The sequence below is a fragment of the Sphingomonas sp. ID1715 genome (assembly GCF_013044515.1).
Taxonomy (GTDB): domain Bacteria; phylum Pseudomonadota; class Alphaproteobacteria; order Sphingomonadales; family Sphingomonadaceae; genus Sphingomonas_B.
Genome location: NZ_JABEPR010000008.1, coordinates 1 through 20,460, shown reverse-complemented (window position 1 = coordinate 20,460; position 20,460 = coordinate 1). Strand labels below are relative to the sequence as shown.

The window sequence follows — 20,460 nt, the reverse complement described above, 5'->3', positions numbered from 1 at the left end:
AAATGCAGGCACTGCTCTATACGCTTGCGCCTGTGCTGGCGGTCGTGCTCGGCGCGATTGTCGCGAGCCGCACCAAGTTGAAACCTGGCCTCGTGGCGGGCCTACAGCATCTCGCTGCCGGCGTCGTGTTCGCGGCGGCAGCGACCGAAATCCTGCCGCAGGTCAAGCATGAGGCATCGCCCAGCGCGACGTTGATCGGCGGGGCGGCGGGCGTCGCGACCATGCTGGGGCTCAAGGCTCTTGAGGCCCGCTTCAAGGGGCCGATGGCGCTACTCGCCGCGATCGGCATCGACATTCTGGTCGACGGCCTGGTGCTCGGCCTCGCTTTCGTGGCGGGCGAGAAGGCAGGTCTCCTGCTGACGATCGCGCTCACTCTGGAAGTGTTATTTCTGGGACTGACGCTGACCGACGAGCTGGCGGAAACCTATCGCTCGCGCTTGCGCATCATCGTGATCGTCTCGGCATTGGCCCTGCTGCTGCCGATCGGCGCGCTCGCTGCCGTGCCGGTCGCCGCGCTGTCGCCGGTGATGATCGCCGGCTTCCTCAGCTTCGGGCTGATGGCGCTGCTCTACCTCGTCACGGAGGAGTTGCTGGTCGAGGCGCACGAGAAACCCGACACCCCGCTCATCAGCTCGATGTTTTTCGTCGGCTTCCTGGCCCTGCTGACACTTGAGGAGATGATGGGATGATCCCGGGCAACGACAACAATGGCGGGCAGGAGCGCCGCACACTGTGGATCGTCCTGCTGCTGAACGCGGCGATCGCTGCGGGCTTCTTCGTTTCCGGCTTCTTCGCGGATTCGAGCGCGCTGATCGCCAACGGCGTCGACAACCTGTCCGATACGGCTGTGTATGCGCTGAGCCTTGTGGCGCTCACCCGGGGCCAGACATGGAAGACACGCGCCGCGGTCGCTTCGGGCGTCATGCTGCTGATCTTCGCGGGCGGCATCTTGATCGATGTCGGACGGCGCTACGTGCAGGGCAGCGAGCCCATCGGACCTACCATGATGGTCATGTCCGCGATCGCCGGCGTCGTGAATTACCTCTGCCTGCGGCTGCTCCAGCGCCTCAAGGATCCGGACGTCAATCTCCGGGCCGCAACCACCTTCAGCTTCAACGACTTCATTTCCAACGGCGGCATCCTGATCGCCGGCGTGCTGGTGCTGTGGTTGGGTACCAATTGGCCGGACCTGCTGGTCGGCTTCGCCACCGCCATCATCGCCATCAAGGGCGGTGTCGAAATCCTGCGCGACGCGCGCGCCGAAACCAAGAAAAGCGAAAGGAGGTCGTCATGAACGACAAGCTCGAACTCGACATTCCAGTGTTGTTGCCGGACCTTCCTGACGCGGCCGATGCCTGCCTGGACCGTCTCGTATCAACCCTGTCAAAGCGCGAAGGTGTCGAGCGGGCGCATGTGATCTGTCTCGACGGCAACACGCCAGCGGCGCTGTGCATCCATTTCGATGCCGCCAAGCTGCCGCTGCCACGGTTGCGCGAAATGGTGCGCGCCGCAGGTGCCGAAATCACCGAGCGCTACGGCCATGCGATCTGGCAGGTGACGGGGATCAACCACGAACGTCGGGCGCGCACGGTCAGCGATGCGCTGTGCGCCTTGCCCGGCGTGGTCCAGGCAAGCGCCAGCACCAGCGGGTCTGTCCGGGTCGAATATGATCGCCGCGAAACCACCGAAGAGGAGGTGCGCGCTGCGCTTCGCAAGCTGAAGGTGAGGGTGGGCAAGCGGGTCGCTGCCGATGAACATGCCGGCCACGACCACGGCCCCGGGGGCCACGGCGCGGGCGAAGAGAAGCACGGCCCCGGCGATGGCCACGACCATAGCCACGCCGAATTTCTCGGCCCCAATACCGAGCTGATCTTCGCGCTCGCCTGTGGCGCGCTGCTGGGGATCGGCTACGCGATCGAGAGGCTGGTCGCTGGCGCGCCCGAATGGCTGCCGACCGCCTGCTATATCGCAGCCTATTTCTTCGGCGGATTCTTCACGCTGCGCGAGGCGATCGACAACCTCCGGATGAAGAAGTTCGAGATCGACACGCTGATGTTGGTCGCTGCGGCCGGCGCCGCTGCGCTGGGCGCATGGGCCGAAGGTGCGCTGCTGCTGTTCCTGTTCAGCCTCGGCCATGCGCTTGAGCATTATGCAATGGGCCGCGCCAAGAAGGCGATCGAGGCGCTGGCGAAGCTCGCGCCCGAAACCGCGACCGTGCGACGCGGCGGGCAGACCAGCGAAATCCCGGTCGAGCAGATGGTCGTCGGGGACATTGCCATCGTCCGCCCGAACGAGCGCCTGCCTGCCGACGGCTTCGTCATCAAGGGCACCAGCGCGATCAACCAGGCCCCGGTCACGGGTGAAAGCATCCCGGTCGACAAGGTGCCGGTCGCAGATGCCGCAGCGGCACGCGCCAAGCCCGATGCAGTCGACGCGGAAAGCCGGGTTTTTGCTGGTACGATCAACGGCGGCGGCGCGATCGAGATCGAGGTGACACGCCGTTCCAATGAAAGCGCGCTTGCCAAGGTCGTGAAGATGGTGAGCGAAGCGGAGACGCAGAAGTCGCCGACGCAGCGCTTCACCGACCGGTTCGAACGGATCTTCGTGCCCGCCGTCCTGGTCCTGTCAGTGCTCCTGCTGTTCGCATGGGTGGTCGTCGACGAGCCGTTCCGCGACAGCTTCTATCGCGCGATGGCGGTGCTGGTGGCGGCAAGCCCGTGCGCGCTCGCGATCGCAACGCCGAGCGCGGTCCTGTCGGGCGTTGCCCGTGCAGCGCGGGGCGGCGTGCTCGTGAAGGGCGGTGCACCGCTCGAAAACCTCGGGTCGCTCAAAGCGATCGCTTTCGACAAGACGGGCACGCTGACCGAAGGTCGTCCGCGCATCACTGATGTCGTGCCCGTCGATGGCGCCGATGAAGGCGAGTTGCTGGCGCTGGCTGTCGCCGTCGAAGCGTTGAGCGACCATCCCCTGGCCCAAGCGATCGTCAAGGACGGCCGCGAACGTCTGAACGATCGTGCCGTGCCGACTGCCGGCGACCTCAAGAGCCTGACCGGTCGGGGCGTCACCGCGAGCGTGGATGGCGAGACGGTGTGGATCGGCAAGGCCGAGATGTTCGGAAGTGAGGGCATTCCGGCGCTGGGGCAGGGCGCGCAGGACGCAATCGCGAAGCTGCGCGAGAACGGCCGCACGACAATGGTGGTCCGCAAGGGGGACCGCGACCTGGGCGCGATCGGCCTGATGGACACGCCTCGCGAAGCTGCCAAGACCGCGTTGCGTCGGCTGCACGAGATGGGCGTGTCGCGGATGATAATGATCTCCGGCGATCACCAGAAAGTCGCCGAAGCGATCGCCGACGAAGTCGGGATCGACGAAGCGTGGGGCGACCTCATGCCCGAAGACAAGGTTGCCGCGATCAAGAAGCTCGCCGGCGAAGACAAGGTCGCGATGGTGGGCGACGGCGTGAACGATGCGCCGGCGATGGCAAGCGCCACGGTCGGCATCGCGATGGGCGCGGCGGGGTCGGACGTTGCGCTGGAGACAGCCGACGTGGCGCTGATGGCCGACGATCTGGCGCACCTGCCATTCGCAGTCGGTCTTAGCCGCCATACCCGTGGAATCATCCGGCAGAACGTCTTCGTCAGCCTGGGTGTCGTCGCCTTCCTGGTGCCTGCTACCATCCTCGGCCTCGGCATTGGGCCAGCGGTGGCGGTTCATGAGGGATCGACGCTGCTCGTCGTCATCAATGCGCTCAGGCTGCTCGCCTACCGCGATCCGGCAGGGAAGGCGGCATGAAGTGGCTGATCGCCTTCGACCTCGACGGCACGCTTGCCGAGAGCAAGCGGCCGTGGCTGTTGAAAAAGTCCTACTGAAGGCTGCCGATCGTCTGTCGAAATCGCCTTTTTAGATTATGCGAGAGGTTTGCTTATCCGGTTCCACCTGAGACATCAGGAGCCACCTTGGGGTCGGGATCCTGTGCCTTGCCGGTTGCGGGTGCCGCTTTCTGGCTCGGCATAGCGGTGAGATAAGCAACGATCGCGTCAACGTCCTTCTCGGCCACCGGCGCCTTGTACACCTCACGCATCTTGGTGACGGTCGCCTTCCACTGGTCCGCCGATAGCGCAGGCTGAGTTAGCGCCATGCTGGCCGAGTGGCACGAAGTGCAGTTGGCGTTGATGACGTCGGCGTGCGGACCATCGGGGTAGGTAGCGTCATCGACCGGCAGGTCGACGCTGGTCGAGGCGAGCGAAAAGCCGCGGGCTGAGACGCTGGTGGGCGGTGCCGGCTCGGATGTCTCGGAGATCGGGGCAGGCGCCTTGCGGCTGCTCGGCGCCCCGATCGAGACGAGGATAATGCCGGTCAGGCCGATCAGGCCAGCGGCCATGATGCCGGGAGACGGGGTCTTCATGCTACTCGCTCCTCAGGCCGCGATGATGGTGGTGGTCTCGATATTGCCGCGCATGAACCCGCCCGGGTTCCAGATCGGCTTCATCGGCTGGGCGACACCGTTGGTGTTCCAGCAGCGCACCATGATCGGGTTGGCACCGCGTCGCAGCGGCACGCGACCATCCCACCGACGGAAGCTGTACCTGCCCTCGTCCGCTCCGAGCGTCGTCCTGTACCAGGTGCGGCCTCCGTCCGACGATACATCGACCTTGGCGACGCCGCAGTCGCCGCCCATCGCGATGCCGCCGACCGGGATCGATGCCTCATAGGCTATCGTCTGGCCATCGGGCAGGCTGGTCATCCAGCTGCGCGGGATCATGCGGTTGATGGGGACAGTCGGGAAGTCTCTGGCGCCGGGCGCGACATTCGCGCCCGGCGTCGCGGGGATCTTGTAGGCCTTGGCCATCCAATACTGGTCGTCGGGGCCGGGCAGTACCTCGATCGAGTTCAGCATCTTGACCCAATAGGTCGAGTACCAGCCCGGCACGATCAGCCGGCAGGGAAAGCCATTGAGGAGCGGCAGCTGCTCGCCGTTCATGCCGAAGGCGATCATCACTTCGCCGTCGCGGGCATGGTCGATGTCGAGCGCCTTCTCAAAGTCAGGGGCGCCCGCCACGACCGGTTGATCGAGCGCACCGAAGCGCACCTGCACCGCGCCTGTCTTGACCCCGGCGAGGTCGAGCACGTCGCGCAGGCGCACACCGAGCCATTTGGCATTGCCCATCGCGCCGTTGCCCCATTGCGCGCCGGCAACACGTGGCTGGAACAGCCCACGGCTGTTTCCCGAGCATTGGTTGACCGCCGCCATCTCGACCCGCGGCAGGCGCAGCAGCTGGGCGAGGCTGATCGACAGCGGTCGGTTGACGTGGCCGAAGACGTTGAGGCGGAAAGTCTCGACATCGATCGAGGTCGGGATGTCGGCCCAGTGCCAGCGGACGAAGAACTGGTCGTTGGGCGTGAACACCGACTTGTCGAACACGTCCATCGGCGTTTCCAGCAAGGGCGGATGGACACGCTGGAGGATCATGCTGCCCTTGCCGGGAAAGGCGCTGGTCATCGGCCGTTCGGCATTGCCGCCAGGCAGCTTCAGGTCGACGAGCTGCTGCGCCAGTGCCGGCGCGGCGGCAAGGCCGGCGGTACCGAGCGCGGCATGCCTGAGAAAGCGGCGACGGCTGGTCTCACTCGCCAGTTCGGCGTCGAAATTGTCCATGACAAGGCTCTCCTGTGGCCAGCCACGCTGGCGGATCGAAGGGGCGTTTCGCAAGTGATCGGACCGACTGATCCGATCATCATGGCGGATCAGTTCGGGGTGGCGATGCAGGGTGAGACGAACAGGTTGCCGCGCCATGCGCCGGCCAGCGTCTTGGCGCCGACGAGCAGCCACATCGCCGCAAGCGCGACTGTCAGCACCGTGCCGACGAAACCGAAGAAACCGAGGTTCAGCGTCGTGCCTAGGCGTAAGGTGGCGACGGTGTAGACGCCGAGCGGAAAGGTATAGCCCCACCAGCCCAGGTTGAACGGGACGCCGGCGCGCCAGTAGCGGATGGTGATGAGCGTCGCGAGCGCCAGCCACCACAGGCCGAAGCCCCACAGGCAGAGTCCGGCCACAACGCCGATCCCTTGCGCGACGGCACCGATACCGGCCAGCCCGTGCGCCGCGAGGATAGCCGGCGCGTCCGCCCCGAGCACCAGCATGCCCAGAGCACCCGTGCCGATCGGTCCCAGCGCCAGCCAGGAGGACGCCGCCATGCTCTCCTGCGGCAGTTTGTGGAGCGCCATGCGCAGGATGAGGATGGCGAGGATGCCGAACGCGACCGGCACCGAATAGGCCCACAGCACATAGGAGGTCGCAAGCGTGACGAGCTGCGCGTGAGGATCGGCCAGATGCGGCGCGAGCAGCCCGCCGCTGGCGCCCGCCACTTCGGCAGCGACGACCGGCAGCAACCATACCGCGGTCATGCCGTCCAGGCTGTGCTCGTGACGGGTGAACATCATGTACGGGATCAGCACGCCACAGGCGAGCGACATGGCGGCGTCGATCCACCACAGGACGTGTGCGACCGGTACGATGCCATTCCCGAACCGTGCGATGCCGAAGGCGAGGCAGCCGTTGATGATCGTCGCGAGGCCCATCGGGATGGTGCCGATGAACATCGACACGGTGTTATGCCCGAAGATGCGCCGCGCCTCGTGCCCGAACATCACCCAGCGCGCGCCATAAAGGCCGGCGAACAGCGCGAAGAGTGCGATATTGAAGAACCACAACACCTCGCCGACGGGTTTAAGCGAAGGCCCGATGCCGGGCACCTGCGGCAGCGCGAGCGCGAGGATACCGGTGCCCATCGTCGCGGCGAACCAGTTGGGCGTGAACTGACGAATCATCTCGCGGGGATGATCGAGCCGGCTGAGCGGCTTGAGGCCGCTGAGAACGGAGTGCGTGTCGGCAGTCATGCGACCTGCTCCTTGATGAGGTCCGTCAGCGCGTCGGCCGCGCGGGTGCGATAGCGTTCCTTGTGGCGCAGCGCGTGAAAGGCGCGGTCGGGCAGCCCGAGCGGCAGCTCGACAAGGTCACCGGCCTTGAGCGCGCGCGCGACGACCAATCGCGACAAGACGGCAACGCCGGCACCCGCCTCGACGGCGGTGCGCACCGCCTCGTTGGACGGCAGCGTCATCGCTATCGTCAGCTGGGCCGGATCAAACCCGCGCGTTCGCAGCACGTCCTCGAAGGTCGAGCGCGTACCCGATCCCAGCTCACGGACGATCCAGCGTTCAGTGCGCAGCCAGTCCTCGTCGACGCGCCCGGTGTCCTCGCGGCCGACCAGCACCATCGGATCACGCCCGACATGCCAGTGGGCGAGCGCCGGTTCGTCCACCTCGCCCTCGACGAAACCGAGCTCCGCCGCGCCGCTCAGGACCTGCGCTGCCGCACCTTCGGTGTTGTCGATCGCCAGTTCGACCGCGATCTGCGGGTGGCGTTCGTGGAAGGCGGCTAGCTTTGCCGGCAACCAGTAGCTCGCGATCGTCTGGCTGGCGACGATCCGCAATGAACCACGGGCAAGCCCGGCATAGTCCGCCAGCATCGTCTCGGCATGCGCTGCCCGCCCCAGCACCGCGCGCGCTTCCTCCAGAAAGCCGCGGCCTGCTTCGGTCAGCTGGATGCCACGCCCGACGCGGTGAAACAGAGGAACCCCGTAGCGCGCTTCGAGGGCAGCAATCGCGCCGGAGGCAGCGGACTGCGTGACGTTCAGCACCTCCGCTGCCTTGGTGACGTGTTCGCGCTCCGCGACACCGACGAAGATTCTGAGCTGCTCCAGGGTCATGCAGCATATATCGCGTACTTAGATCGATACGACCAACCGTTTGATATGGTCATTCCAATCTGGATATCGGAATGATCGGCAGCCTTTCGTCTGCGATGGTCTCGAAGACTTGGAGCGTTAGGCGGGCCTGCGACGTTTGATCGTCCATGACCGCTCATCACTGGCGGGGTGATCCTTGCGATGCTCGTCCTGTTCGTCGGCGCGCCGCTGGAACGCCACATCCGCGAGCGAGCCCGCCTGACGCCGGCCGAGGCCGCCAGGAAGGATGCCGAGCGCAAGCCCTGATCGCGCTGGCCCGCCCGGTGCCTGTCGGCGCTGAGGAGCAGCAAGGGCGCTATCAGGACACCAGCGCCGCATCGGCCTGCCGCCGGACTTCATCGGCAATCGGATGCAGCTCGGCCGCAGGCCGCTCGCCCACCACACTATAGCCGATCCCGTCGACTGCCCATGTGACCCGGCCCATGGTCCCGCTGGACGTGCTGGTCATGCTCGCAGTCTTGTCGATCTGCATAGGCCTCGTCAGCACCGCGAGTTTCGACGCTTGCGGTCCGTCGTAGAGGAGCAGTGCCGCAGGGCCGTGAGGCGTCGCGACCAGTCGCCCCCCACCATAGCGATAGCCGGCTGTGCTGAGGTCCGGGATGGTGACGCGCTCACCCAAACGGGCGGAGGTCCATCGGATCAGCATGGCGCGCTGATCCGGACCGATCTCCGCCGGTCGTATCCGGTCGGCGGCATAGACACGGAAATTGTCACTCGCCTCGTTGGCCAGCGCCGCGATGCCTGCGCGGGGTTCACCGCTCCACTTCGCGCTCGACCAACCACCGCCAAACCCGACCGCCAGCAGAAGTGACGCGGCGATGGCGAATTGCCATCGCGGCTGACGTTGCCGCCCCCTGATGGCTGCGACGCGCATCGTCGCCGGGATCGGTTCATCCGCGATCGGGGCAAACAGGGATGCAAGGGCTCGCGCCTGCTCCGCCTGTTCCCGCAAACGGGCATGCAGGTCCGGCTGGCCTTCAAGATAGGCATCGACCAGGCGCTGCCGCTCGGGCGACAGCCTGCCATCGATCCATGCGGCCAGATCGTCCTCGCCGATCGGGCTGGTCATTGCACGCTCCTCAATCGCGGCCGTTCACCCTCCCGGAGGAGGGTCGCCAGTCGGTCGCGCGCCCGGGATATGCGCGACATCACCGTGCCCAGCGGCACGCCGACAACGGCAGCGACCTCCGCATAGGGCAGGCCCTCGACCGATACGAGGAGCAGCACCGTTCGCTGCTCCTCGGGCAACGCATCAAGGGCGCGCAGCAGGTCGCGGTGGTGTAGGCCTGTTTCCTGATCGGCCGGACGGCCGAGCGTGGCGTCGTCCACGAGGTGGAGCGGAACCGCTGTGCCTCGCCGGCTATGCTGCCGCTGATGGTCGACCAACAGATTGTGCAGGATCGTATAGACCCATGGGCGCACCTCCGCCCCGCGTCGTTGTCGCCAGCGCCCGACCGCGCGCTCGAGACAATCCTGCACCACGTCATCTGCCATTGCCCGATCGCGCAACCACGACCGGGCATAGCGGCGCAGACCGGGGATCAGGGGCTCGATCGCGGCGGCAAGCGGGTCCATGTCAGTCGCGCTGTACCTGCACGATGCGTCCCGGCGCGCCGTTCACCACCTCAGCGACCGCCAGAAAACGGCGGGGCGTCGCGGTGCTGCCTTGAACGATCTGCCGGATCGGACCCGACGCGTTGACGATCGCCGCACCCGCCGGGTTGCTCATGAAGTTGGCAAGCGGCTCTACAGCGCCGCTACCATCCGCGTTGGCGGTCAGCACGAGCATGTAGGGCTTCTTGGGCTGCAAACCGGTAACGGCACTCTGCACGACCTGAATGATGCCTTGGTCGAAGAGGGTGATGCTGCTTGCCGCACCCTTGCCGCCGATCGGCCCCATAGTCAGATGCAACGCCTTGCCGGCCGTGCCGAGCGGCTGGAGATTGTCGGTGCCGGGGCCTGTCGGAACAGCGTTCGGCACATAGGCGATCGCCTGCGGTGCCTGTCCGACCGGCACGGTAGCGACGACCGTGTTGCCAGCGGTGTCGATCGCGGCCAGCTCATCGGCATTCTCCAGCCCGACATAGATGCGCCGACCGTCGCCGGACGGCCAGACACCGTGCGGCATCTTGCCGACTGGAATGGTTGCCACCAGCGTGAAGTCGGACGTGCGGAACACCTTCACCGCATTCTCCCCGCCGACCGTCACATAGGCGAACTGCCCCTTGGCCGTGCGGGCGAAGTTGACGTGATTGGTGATCGGCCCGGTATCCAGCACCTTGAGGATTGTGAAGGGTGGCCTGGCATCGAATGCGACCGTCTTGCCGATGTCCTTTAGCGTAAACCACGCCTGCTTGCCGTCCGGCGTCGCGGCGATGTTGGGGCAGAATGGGCTCGGCTGCGCCACCTGTCCGACCTGTGCGTGGGTTGCGACATCGAACACGGCCAGCACCGGATTGAACGAGGAACAGACATAGCCGTATCGCCCATCGGGCGAGAAGATCGTCATACCCGGACCACCGGGCGTCTTGATGCGGCCGGTTTCCTTGTACGTCGCGGGATCGAGCACGGCGATATAGTCCTCGCCGCGAACGGTGACCCAGACCTCCTTTCCGTCCGGCGTGAAGAACGCCTCGTGCGGACTGCGCCCGACATAGGTCGTGTGTTTGACCGTGTTGGTGGCGGTGTCGATCCACGACACGGCATTCGATCCGATCGACACGACCGCCAAGGTCTTCCCGTCCGGCGAGAAGCCCAGGCCGTGGACCAGCACTTGTCCCTTGTAGAGCGGGGAGAAGTTCATCGGCTGCGGATCGCCGAGCTTGATGACGCCGAGCAGCCGGTTGTCGGCAGGGTCCGTCACCGACACCGTGTTGGAGAATTGTTCGGACGCATAGACGCGGTCGCGGTGGCTGACGGGCATGTCCTTGGCGTTCCACGGCGCCTGCTGCGCCATGGCGAGGCCCGGTGCGGCGCTCATCAGCAAGGCGGCCGAGCGCAGGATGGTCCGGATCATGTCAGTGCTCCATAGGGCTGTGGTGGTCGCCGCCCTGCGTCGGGGCCGGCGTCGAAGGCGGTAGCGGCTGACCGATCGCCAACTTCATAGCGGCAATCTCCTGCTGCTGATCGATGATGATCTCCTGCGCGATGCGCTTGAGCTGCTCGTTATGGCCGTAGCGCAGCTCCGCCACTGCCATATCGATCGCACCCTGATGATGCGGGAGCATCATCGTGACGAAGTCGCGGTCGACGTTGCCGGACGGCTTGACCATCATGCCCGCCATCATCCGGTCCATCGCGGCAGCCACCATGCTGGCGTAACCACCGGCAGGGGCGGCCGCGACTGCGCCTGTGAGCAGGGCCGAAGCAGTCAGACCGAGCATCCAATATCGTCTACGCATAAGCCTCCGGCGCATCAGTCCTGAAAGCATAGACGACGCTCGTCCGGGTTTATTCCATGGGTGAGCCGGTTATCAGCCTTCCCGATTGGGAACCTCCAACGGGACGACCGTGACCGACACAAAAATCCGCTGTATGCCCGCCGGGGCTTTCCCAAAATATGTTCCCGAAATATGAGTCCCGAAATTCGCTGTTTGAGATGGGATAACGGGACTCATGCTGGTTGGTTATGCGCGTGTCTCGACCTCCGACCAGGACCTGACGCTACAAACCGATGCGCTGACCAAGGCTGGCTGTGAAAAGCTGTTCACCGACAAGGTGAGCGGCGCGAAGCTGAACCGTCCCGGTCTGACCGAAGCTCTCAATTTCGTGCGGGCCGGTGACACGCTGGTGATATGGAAGCTCGATCGCCTTGGCCGATCGATCGGGGGCCTGATCGAACTGGCGGCGGACTTGTCCGCTCGGAAGATTGATTTCCGGTCCCTGACGGACGGGTTCGACACGGCAACCCCATCGGGCCGTCTGCTGTTCCATATCCTCGCTTCTGTCGCGGAGATGGAGCGCGAACTGATAAAGGAACGGACGATTGCCGGTTTGGCAGCGGCACGGGCCAAGGGCGGCACGGGCGGAGGCCGCAAGTCGGTCATGACGCCTGACATGCTCGATACCGCCCGCAAGCTGCTCAAGGCTGGCGACAAACCGGCGAAGGTCGCGAAGCTGCTCCAGGTCGGCCGTTCTACCTTCTATCGCCACTTCCCTGCGGCCGAGCGCGAACCCGGCTAACCGGCGTCAGAAGATCGTCGCGTAGTAGGATTGCTCGAACCGGCCACGGCTGATCCGGGCCATGCGCTCGATGCGTTCCGGCACCGGGGGCGGGCGACGGTTCCGGGCCGGTCTTGCGTCGGTGCGGGCTAACAGCACGAGATTGGCAATGGCCGCGCCCAACAGAAACTCTTCTTCGGCACCGCGCAGTCCGCGAAGGTGCAGGCGGGTCAGCCCTCGCTTGCCTTTGGCATCGGCGAACACCCGCTCGACACCCCGGCGCAGCCGCATCGACCGCTTGAATAGCGGCGTCTGCATCTCGCCGCGCACCATCTCACGCACGTCCTCATATTCGCTGTGCGTGACCGACCTGTTGCTGCCTGCGGTGCATTTCCGTTTGAGGTGACAGGCGCGGCAATCGGCAGGACTGGCGCTGTATCGGAGAAAGCCCGCCCGACGATCGGCACCGCGAAAGGGCAGTATCTTCCCAGCGGGGCAGACATAGCGGTCCTGCTCCCGCTCATAGCGGAAGGCTTCGCGGGGGAATTTGCCCTTGGTCTGTTCGGATCGTTCCAGCACCGGGATATGCGGGATGGTGCCGCGATCGGTGACGAACGCCAGGAACGCAGCGCTGCCATAGGCGGTGTCGGCCGCGACACGCTTTGGCCGATAGCCGAACCGATTGTCGGCCCGTGCCAGCATGGTCCGCCCCGCATCGACTTCCGCGGCGAAGCGGGCGGGACTGGCCTCCACGTCGATCGCCACCCCTCCCGGCGTGTCAATCAGGACATTGAAGGCATAGCCGAACCGGCCCCGCGCCGTGCGCGCCGACCATGCCGACGCCGGATCGGTGCGTGACACCTCGGCCGGTTTGCCACGCGGTACGCCATGTTCCTGCGGTGGAGCATTGGCCTGATCCGCCAGCCATTCACAAACCGGGCGGGGAAGCCGGGGCGCGGCCATGTCGGCGTCCCGCATCTTGCGCTGCCAGCTCGCATCGGCCGCGACGAACGATGCATCGATTGCGGCATCCTTGTGGGCGATCAGCCCCGCATCGGCGCAGCGCCGCACCGTCTGCTCGAACAGGATGCGGAAGATGCTAGCATCGCGGAAGCGGCCATGCCGGTTCTTGCTAAACGTCGAGTGGTGCGGCACCGGCGCGTTGAGCGGCAATCGGCAGAACCAGCGATAGGCGAGGTTGAAGCGGACTTCCTCACACAGACGGCGCTCCGACGTGATGCCATAGAGGCGAGCGATCAGCGCCATGCGGACCAGCAATTCAGGCGCGATCGAGGGACGCCCACGGCAACTGTAGTGCGGCGCGAGCGCATCGCGCAGTTCACCCAGGTCGATCAGCCCGTCTATCCTGTGCAGCATATGATCGGCGGGGATCATCGCTCCCAGCGCCCGCCAGCTTGCGCCCTTGCCGCCTCGCTGTTGCTCACCCATCATGGCCGCTGCTCCCGATGTGTCGAAGCAGGGAACCCGTTAGGAACGCGATCGGATCACCCGGCCTTTTTTCAACAGCCCCGAGCGATAGCCGTAGATTCGGCGAAGGTCCGCCAGATGCTCGTGCCGGGTCTCCTCGCGCGCGGCATAGAGGAGTAGATCGTCGCTGGTCAGGCCGAGCTGGGCCGCGATGAAATCCGATACCTGCGCCGGGATCAACTCGCCAGGAGCGAGCACCCGGCCCGGGTAGCGCAGGACGCACAGTTGCAGCGCGAAGCCAAAACGATTGTGGGCGCGCCGGCGCTGGCGGATATGCCCGAGATCCTCATCGCTGAGGGTATAGTGCCGCAGCAGCTCACCTTGATCGACCGGCAAGTGAAGCAGCGCCTCGCGCTGTCGATCGGTCAGGGTCACGCGACGCGGCATACATGCTCCTTATTCTTTCCGAGCTACGGTTTGAGATAGCTTGATTGAGATGCTGGTTAAGATACACAATAGCCCAATCTTATGTGTGGATGTCAGAGCTAATTGGCATGGTTCTGTCAGCGGTAAATGTCATCACGGCCAAGCTATTGCGACTGCCCTTCCGAAAGGCCCTCGCCGAACACCCATTCGGCGAACAGCGGACGCAAGTCCCGGCCGCTCGCTTCCTCCATCGCCCGCTTTAGGTCTATGCTGGTGACCGTGCCGCCCGCATGGTCACGGGTGTAGCGGCGCAGGCCAGACCAGAACGCGGCATCGCCGAGCGTGACCCGGAGCTGCGCCATGAACAGCGCGCCCTTGCTGTATTGGATCGCGCGTCGGACGCCCAATGTCGGGTAGGTGCCGTTCCAAGCCAGCGGCTTGTCAAAACCCATCGCTCGCGCCTTTTCAAACCGGCTTCTGGCTTCATTGAGTTCGGCTTCATACGCGGCGCGACCGTAGCGATGCTGCTTCCATGCGGCCGTCATGAATGTCGTGATGCCCTCGTTCAGCCAGAAGTCCTTGAGGGTTTCGCATGTGATCAGGTTGCCCCACCATTGATGGGTAAGTTCGTGTACGATGGCCCAATCCTGCGACGGATCATCTGGCTGCCTCGGCAGCGCATCGCTGCCGAGGACGGAGTATGTCGCCGCCTCCTGCGCCTCATCGCCTTCGACCAGAAGCTGGCTGTAGTCGGCAACCGGAAGCGGCATGCCCGCCTTGGCGGAGAGAAAGGCGACCATATCCTTTGTCCCTGCCAAGCGTCGTTTCAGCTCGCCCGCGTCGGCAGTGTTGCTCAGATAGGTGAGCCTTTTTGATCCGACCCGTTCGCTGACCCGCGTGAGTCGACCCACCGCAAAGCCGTAAAGATAGGCCGAGTAGGGCCGAGGCGCTTTCCAGGTATGGATCTCGCTGCCGTCCGCTCCCGGTCGCCGCACGATCATGTTGCCGACTGACAGGCTGGTCATCCCGGCCGGAACACGCAGATCGAGCGAGAAGGCCGCTTTCTCGCCGAACTTGTTCTGGGAACACACCATCCAGTCGCAGGCAAAATAGCTGGTGTAGAGCGTCGTCGCCGAGCCGGCGAACCCACGTGCAGGGCGGCCATGATAGGACAACTCCAGCTTGACCGTGCGTCCACGCCGGAGCGGCCGGGGCAGATCGAAGCCGAGCACATCGCCTTCCACAGTATGAGCGAGCGCCACGCCATCGAGGGTTGCACTGTCGATGCCGAGAGTGTTGGCGGAGAAATTCAGCCGCCGGACGCCATCCACCGTCGCGCGTAGCGTGATCTTCTCACGTCCCGCGACGGTCCTGTTCTCGATGTCCGGGGTAAGCGCGAGCCTGTAGCTCGCTACCTCGAATCCATCCCCAGGCCTGTTGGCGGCGAACGCAGGGCTGCACAGCAACCCCAGAGCCGTCCCGGCTAACGGTGACGCCAACATTCTGCGGATCACTGATGCCCCTTTATACTCATAGCTTCTATCGATGGGGCCAACACCTAGGCGCGGTCGTGGTAGGATCACGCCGGCTTTGCCGCAGGCGCGGAAGATTGGCGTCCAAGCGTCCGATACACGGTTGGCCGCGATATCGAGAACACCTCGGCGAGATCGCTGATCGAATAGTCGTCGGTGTCGTACATGCGGCGCAACTCCTTCTGCTGGCGATCCGACAGCTTGGGCTTCTTGCCGCGCAGCTTCCCTTTCGAACGTGCGACCACCATGCCTTCGCGGGTCCGCATCCGGATCAGGTCGGCCTCGAACTCGGCGAAGGTGGCGAGGATGTTGAAGAACAGCTTGCCCATCGGGTCGGACGGATCGTGGACACTGGCCCCGAGCTGTAGCTTTACGCCCCGCATGGCGAGGTCGTCGCCGATCGCGCGCGCGTCGGGCACCGACCGCGCAAGACGGTCGAGCTTGGGCACCACCAGCGTGTCGCCGCTTCGGACCGCCGCGAGCGCCTGATCCAGACCGGGGCGGGTCCGGTTCGTCCCGGTAAAGCCCTTGTCGGTGTAGATGCGATTGGCCGCGACGCCGAGTTTGACCAGCGCGTCCTGTTGGGCGGCAAGGTCCTGTTTGTCGGTGGAGCATCGGGCGTAGCCGATCAGCGTGTGTGTCATGGTGAAATCTGTAACGTAAAGGGGTCCCTCAACGCAAAAGATATAGTACCATCTATATGAGACTCGGCTTTTGGCGGTTTCCCGTGCCTCGACAGGTCAGCTGGCGACCGTCCGCTGAACGATCCTCTTTCGGACGGGGCAGATCACCATGACCGATGATCGTAAGTCGGAATCGGGAAGTGCCGAAGTCGCGCCACGGATGGCTGTGCTCCGTCGGCACCTCCATGATGCGGTGCCGCTGGACCAAGCCGCGACCGACGCCGGCATCTCGCTCCGCACCGCTCGCCGCTGGCTCGCCCGCTACCGCGCCGATGGTCCGGCGGGGCTGGCGCGTCCTACCCGACCCGAAGCCGGCAAGCGTACCTTCCCGAAAGAACTAGTCGAACTGATCGAGGGCATGGCGCTGCTCAAACCGCCGCCATCGATCGTGACCATCCATCGCCGTCTCGCCGCCATCGTCGGCGAACGGCAATGGCGAATGCCGTCCTATGGCAGCGTGCGCGATATCGTGCGGCGGATCGATCCGGCGATGCTGACCTTGGCACATGAAGGTGCTGCCGCCTTCCGCGACAAGTTCGAGTTGGTGCATCGGCACCGCGCCGAACACCCCAATGCGATCTGGCAAGCCGATCACACCCAGCTCGATATCCTGATCCTCGATGCCGGCGGTCGCCCGGTGCGGCCGTGGCTGACGACGGTGCTGGACGATCACTCGCGCGTGATAGCAGGCTACATGGTTTTCCTCGGCGCGCCCTCCGCGCTCAACACGTCGCTCGCGCTGCGACAGGCGATTTGGCGCAAGGCCGATCCGACCTGGCCGGTATGCGGCATTCCCGACGTCCTGTACGTCGATCACGGATCGGACTTCACCAGCCTTCATCTCGAACAGGCTGCGGCCGATCTGCGTATCCGCCTGATCTACTCTGCCGTCGCGCGTCCACAGGGGCGCGGCAAGATCGAGCGGCTGTTCCGCACCATCAACACCGAACTGTTGGCGGAACTGCCGGGCAATCTTCGTAACGGCAAACCGGTATCGCCCCCGCGCCTGACGCTTCCCGAACTGGACGCTGCGATCGGCACATACATCGTGGCGACCTATAACGTCCGCCCGCACAGGGCGATCGGCGTACCGCCCGTCGATGCGTGGCGCGGCGATGGCTGGCTGTCCCGGATGCCGGAAACGCTGGAGGAACTGGACGCGCTGCTGGTCATGGTCGCCAAGCCGCGCATCGTCCACCGCGACGGCATCCGTTTCGAGGGGCTGCGATACTTCAACCCTACGCTCGCCGCCTATGTCGGCGAGCCGGTGACGATCCGCTACGATCCTCGCGACGTAGGCGAGGTTCGGATATTCCATCGCAACGTCTTTCTGTGCCGGGCCGTCAGCCCCGACCATGCCGGCCTGAGTATCACTCTCAAGGACGTGCAAGCCGCCCGCATCGCCTATCGTCGTCGCCTGCGGAGCGAGATCGGAGAGCGGAAGGCCCGCGTTGCGGACTATCTGCCCGCGATCTTGCGCCCGCTTGCGGGTGCCGCCGCGGTCATTGTGACGCTTGGGTAGGCAATATCGCCTATATCGGCTCCTTCCAGACCAAGGTGAATAATGCACCGCCAGGAGCCTACACCAAACCTCTAGCAGCATAGTCGCCATCATCCGCAGACGCCATTGGGATCAATTGAAGATCGATCACAATCTAAGAGATATGGATCCTGAAAAAGTTCTTGGCGCAAGAACTGAATTGAACACCGATCCAGTTATAGTCTCAGAAGGAACACCGGAATTATAGATAAGTGCATTCGTCAAATTTCGGATGTTGAAAGCAAATGAGACGCGATCAAGCTCGTATCCGAGCCTGAAATCCACTTTGTTGTAGGCAGGTGTATTTTCGATCGCGTAATCAACCGCCGAGGTACTCCGCCGGCCAACCCTCGCGTAGCTTCCGAAAATCGAAGCCTTGCCCGGGCCGAGGTCGAACTCGTAGCGGGCCGAGACGTTCGAGCTGAATTTCGGCGCGTTCGGGAGCACAAAGTCGGCAAACCCCGCACCAACCGGAACATTTTTGGCCTTTGAATCGAGATAACTGGCGGATGCGGAAAAATTAAGTCCGCGCATCGGGCGGATAACCATGTCGAACTCGGCACCCCTTACCCATGCGTCGACGTTAAAGACGTAGAGCGCAAAGTTTTGGGTCGAGAAGGTTTGTAGATTCTTGTAATCGTAATAGAAAATCGAACCGTTGAAATCGAGCACTCCGTTGAGCATTCTCGATTTAACACCGGCCTCATAGTTCACAAGCGTCTCAGGTTTGAACTCGGCTACGGAAACGGGATAAAGCTCGTTTGCACCGGTATTGAACCCACCTGCCTTTGTGCCCCTGTTTACGCCAGCGTAGACATTGACATTTTCATCGAGTTTATATTGAGCAACGATGCGTCCTGACCAGGATGTCGTTGATATTGACTTGTCGAATCCGACGAACTGCACGAGCGGAACCGGCGACGCCCCTGCGAGCACTGCGCAAATATTGACCGGGATCGTAGGATTGGTCGTGCAGGAGGACTGATTGACACCACGCTTCTGGTCACTGGTTACGCGGCCGCCGACAATAACACTGAACTTGGGGCTAAAGTGGTAGGTGGCTTCCGCAAATCCAGCGTAAGACGTGGTTCTCAGATGCAGGGCCGCATTGAGATTGATTCCATAGAACGGTATATCGTTTAGATTAGCATTTCCGCGGGTACGGTTGTTGATCCACAACCCATAAAGACCGGCGACCCAGTCAACATTACTTACCTTTCCGGAGAGTCTGATCTCTTCGGAATATTGGCGGTCCCCAGGATTGCTTACATTTAAAATAGCTGTCGGGAATCCGCTCGCAAGCTGGGTGTTGTAGAGTTGATCGGAGTACTGATAGTTTGAGATCGACGTCAGCTTGATTCCGGACCCAATCGTCCAATCGATTGTCGCGGTGGCGTTAAGATATTTTCCGTTGAATTTTAGGTAGTTGGCGGCTGGCACATTGTAAGGGCTCTTCAGTGATGCCGCGCAGTCACCGAGTGGAGAATAAGTGGTCGGAACTGTCCCAACTGTCGTGCGGCAGAAATTCTGATACGCGGCAAAATTGCCGGGCGTGACGCCGACCGGCTTACCGTTCGCCCCGATAAACGCGCGCGTCGTGCTCGCGACAGGGCCGGGTTGGTCCGGAAAACGGTCTGCATATACGCTGAGCAGGGCCCGGAAATCGCTACTGGGCTTATACTGGAGTTGCGCACGGACAGCTTGAACATCTGTGCCGTTATGGTCTGGCCCGATCGGATTGCGGATGTATGCGCCACCCTTTTCGGCATGATATGCGATACGGCCTGACCAGTCACCGCCAAGGCTGCCGCCGACGGCCCCTTCCGTCATGAACTTGTCGTAGCTCCCATATTCGGTCGTGACATAAGCCTCGAACTCTTGGCTGGGTGCTCGGGTAATATATTGGACAAGGCCACCCGTCGCATTGCGCCCGAACAGTGTTCCTTGCGGCCCCTTGAGAACCTCGACACGGTCGACGTCGAAAACCGGCTGAGTCAGCGCGGTCGTGAGGCCGACATACGCTCCGTCCACATAGGTGGCGACCGGTGCTTCCTGGTGACGCCCGATATCTTGCTGGCCGACCCCACGGATGATCGTCGTGACATAAGCACCGCCACCCGGGGTAGTTGAGCGCACACCTGGAACAAGATCTGGAAGATCCATCGACGTTGTGAAGCCGCGGGCGGTGAGATCCTGTCCCTTGATCGCGCTGATCGCGATCGGGACGTCGCGAAGATTTTCCGACTTCTTCTGCGCCGTCACGATGATGTCGCCCTCAGCGTTTGGGTCTTGCGCCGCGGGGGCGTCAGAAGGCGGCGTCGGAGCTGGTTGGGCGGTCTGTGATTGAGCGTATGCGCCTTGGGACAAGGTCAGCAGTGTCGCAAGCGTGACCGGCGCGAGAGCAGTTAGTCTCATATTTTCATCCCTCTCCTTCCGGGCGGCCGCCTTCTGTGGACGTGCTCGCAAGCCGGCTTTTCAAAAATGATTAGAACCTAAGTAATATATGAAAGGAAACGCGACGCAAGCCATATTCAGGGCACCCGGCCAGCAGCGTCGCTCCGGCCCATAGCGACGGTCCCGTCGGAGGTGCTCTATAGGCTGTACCGCCCTAAAAACGTACCTATCGTGACCGAGGACAACGGAAAACCGCTACCTATTTGGGCAAACAGGGGAGGGGATGGTTGCTCAGTGCGCGCCCCTTCGCATGGGAAGCCCTTCCCTTGACTGGAGTACGGTAATACGCAATTATAGTTAGATAACTAAGGATATGGCCATGGAGAGAGGATTGCCGACAAAGGCGCTATGGGATCGCCTTCCCGAAATCGTTCGCTTCCGCGATCAACCGGGGATGACGGAGACCTACAGTTTTGCGGGCGCCGAGGGCACGA

General features: G+C 63.6%; 17 protein-coding genes and 1 pseudogene. 5 read left to right on the top strand and 13 right to left on the bottom strand.

Annotated features, from left to right (window positions below):
* The first annotated feature begins 2 nt into the window (after nucleotides 1–2).
* From HJG53_RS15915 to HJG53_RS15905, 3 genes are read left to right on the top strand one after another with little or no spacing between them, the layout of a single operon-like run.
* Nucleotides 3–689, top strand: coding sequence for a ZIP family metal transporter (locus tag HJG53_RS15915; protein ID WP_004212882.1), 687 nt, complete (start codon nucleotides 3–5; stop codon nucleotides 687–689).
* Nucleotides 686–1,294 (top strand): cation transporter, encoded by a 609-nt coding sequence (locus tag HJG53_RS15910; RefSeq protein WP_004212885.1) that lies wholly within the window; start codon nucleotides 686–688, stop codon nucleotides 1,292–1,294. The genes HJG53_RS15915 and HJG53_RS15910 overlap by 4 nt, the downstream gene beginning before the upstream one ends.
* Nucleotides 1,291–3,792, top strand: coding sequence for a heavy metal translocating P-type ATPase (locus tag HJG53_RS15905; RefSeq protein ID WP_004212886.1), 2,502 nt, complete (start codon nucleotides 1,291–1,293; stop codon nucleotides 3,790–3,792). The genes HJG53_RS15910 and HJG53_RS15905 overlap by 4 nt, the downstream gene beginning before the upstream one ends.
* A 130-nt stretch (nucleotides 3,793–3,922) precedes the next feature.
* Here HJG53_RS15905 and HJG53_RS15900 read toward each other — a convergent pair whose 3' ends face one another.
* The 8 genes from HJG53_RS15900 to HJG53_RS15865 form a co-directional block, all read right to left on the bottom strand.
* Nucleotides 3,923–4,405 carry a cytochrome c gene (locus HJG53_RS15900; RefSeq protein ID WP_021224435.1) on the bottom strand — a complete coding sequence of 161 codons (483 nt, stop codon included), beginning with the start codon at nucleotides 4,403–4,405 and terminating at the stop codon, nucleotides 3,923–3,925.
* Nucleotides 4,406–4,417: 12 nt separating this feature from the next.
* On the bottom strand, nucleotides 4,418–5,653 hold the full coding sequence (locus HJG53_RS15895; protein WP_021224436.1) for a molybdopterin-dependent oxidoreductase: 1,236 nt from the start codon (nucleotides 5,651–5,653) through the stop codon (nucleotides 4,418–4,420).
* Nucleotides 5,654–5,742: 89 nt separating this feature from the next.
* On the bottom strand, nucleotides 5,743–6,894 hold the full coding sequence (locus HJG53_RS15890; RefSeq protein ID WP_021224437.1) for a TDT family transporter: 1,152 nt from the start codon (nucleotides 6,892–6,894) through the stop codon (nucleotides 5,743–5,745).
* Complete coding sequence (locus tag HJG53_RS15885) at nucleotides 6,891–7,763, bottom strand: LysR family transcriptional regulator (RefSeq protein WP_021224438.1); 873 nt, start codon at nucleotides 7,761–7,763, stop codon at nucleotides 6,891–6,893. The genes HJG53_RS15890 and HJG53_RS15885 overlap by 4 nt, the downstream gene beginning before the upstream one ends.
* Nucleotides 7,764–8,100: 337 nt before the next feature.
* Nucleotides 8,101–8,871 (bottom strand): anti-sigma factor, encoded by a 771-nt coding sequence (locus HJG53_RS15880; protein ID WP_021224441.1) that lies wholly within the window; start codon nucleotides 8,869–8,871, stop codon nucleotides 8,101–8,103.
* Nucleotides 8,868–9,377, bottom strand: coding sequence for an RNA polymerase sigma factor (locus HJG53_RS15875; protein ID WP_021224442.1), 510 nt, complete (start codon nucleotides 9,375–9,377; stop codon nucleotides 8,868–8,870). Before HJG53_RS15875 ends, HJG53_RS15880 begins: the two co-directional genes overlap by 4 nt.
* 1 nt (nucleotide 9,378) lies before the next feature.
* Nucleotides 9,379–10,818, bottom strand: a complete 1,440-nt coding sequence (locus HJG53_RS15870) for a YncE family protein (RefSeq protein ID WP_021224443.1) — start codon at nucleotides 10,816–10,818, stop codon at nucleotides 9,379–9,381.
* Between the two features lies 1 nt (nucleotide 10,819).
* On the bottom strand, nucleotides 10,820–11,203 hold the full coding sequence (locus HJG53_RS15865) for a DUF305 domain-containing protein (RefSeq protein WP_228222241.1): 384 nt from the start codon (nucleotides 11,201–11,203) through the stop codon (nucleotides 10,820–10,822).
* Nucleotides 11,204–11,417: 214 nt separating this feature from the next.
* Between HJG53_RS15865 and HJG53_RS15860 the strand changes: the two genes are divergently transcribed.
* Entirely contained in the window at nucleotides 11,418–11,984 is a 567-nt protein-coding gene (locus HJG53_RS15860) for a recombinase family protein (RefSeq protein ID WP_004212894.1), read from the top strand.
* A 6-nt stretch (nucleotides 11,985–11,990) separates the two neighbouring features.
* On the opposite strand, the gene HJG53_RS15855 is transcribed toward HJG53_RS15860, so the two are convergent.
* The 4 genes and pseudogenes from HJG53_RS15855 to HJG53_RS15840 form a co-directional block, all read right to left on the bottom strand.
* Nucleotides 11,991–13,415: a transposase gene (locus HJG53_RS15855; RefSeq protein ID WP_021224445.1), complete on the bottom strand. Its 1,425-nt coding sequence runs from the start codon at nucleotides 13,413–13,415 to the stop codon at nucleotides 11,991–11,993.
* A gap of 81 nt (nucleotides 13,416–13,496) precedes the next feature.
* Nucleotides 13,497–13,838 (bottom strand): annotated as a pseudogene (locus tag HJG53_RS15850) (DUF4158 domain-containing protein); the annotation flags it as partial.
* A gap of 143 nt (nucleotides 13,839–13,981) precedes the next feature.
* Nucleotides 13,982–15,331 carry a M1 family metallopeptidase gene (locus tag HJG53_RS15845; protein ID WP_223811145.1) on the bottom strand — a complete coding sequence of 450 codons (1,350 nt, stop codon included), beginning with the start codon at nucleotides 15,329–15,331 and terminating at the stop codon, nucleotides 13,982–13,984.
* Between the two features lie 65 nt (nucleotides 15,332–15,396).
* The gene (locus tag HJG53_RS15840) at nucleotides 15,397–15,993 is read right to left on the bottom strand and encodes a recombinase family protein (protein WP_048575153.1); all 597 of its coding nucleotides are present in this window, start codon (nucleotides 15,991–15,993) and stop codon (nucleotides 15,397–15,399) included.
* A 148-nt stretch (nucleotides 15,994–16,141) separates the two neighbouring features.
* Here HJG53_RS15840 and HJG53_RS15835 point away from each other — a divergent pair, with 148 nt between their 5' ends.
* Nucleotides 16,142–17,554, top strand: coding sequence for a Mu transposase C-terminal domain-containing protein (locus HJG53_RS15835; RefSeq protein WP_123152339.1), 1,413 nt, complete (start codon nucleotides 16,142–16,144; stop codon nucleotides 17,552–17,554).
* 126 nt (nucleotides 17,555–17,680) lie between these two features.
* On the opposite strand, the gene HJG53_RS15830 is transcribed toward HJG53_RS15835, so the two are convergent.
* Nucleotides 17,681–19,987, bottom strand: coding sequence for a TonB-dependent receptor (locus HJG53_RS15830; RefSeq protein ID WP_171132312.1), 2,307 nt, complete (start codon nucleotides 19,985–19,987; stop codon nucleotides 17,681–17,683).
* Between the last annotated feature and the right edge of the window lie 473 nt (nucleotides 19,988–20,460).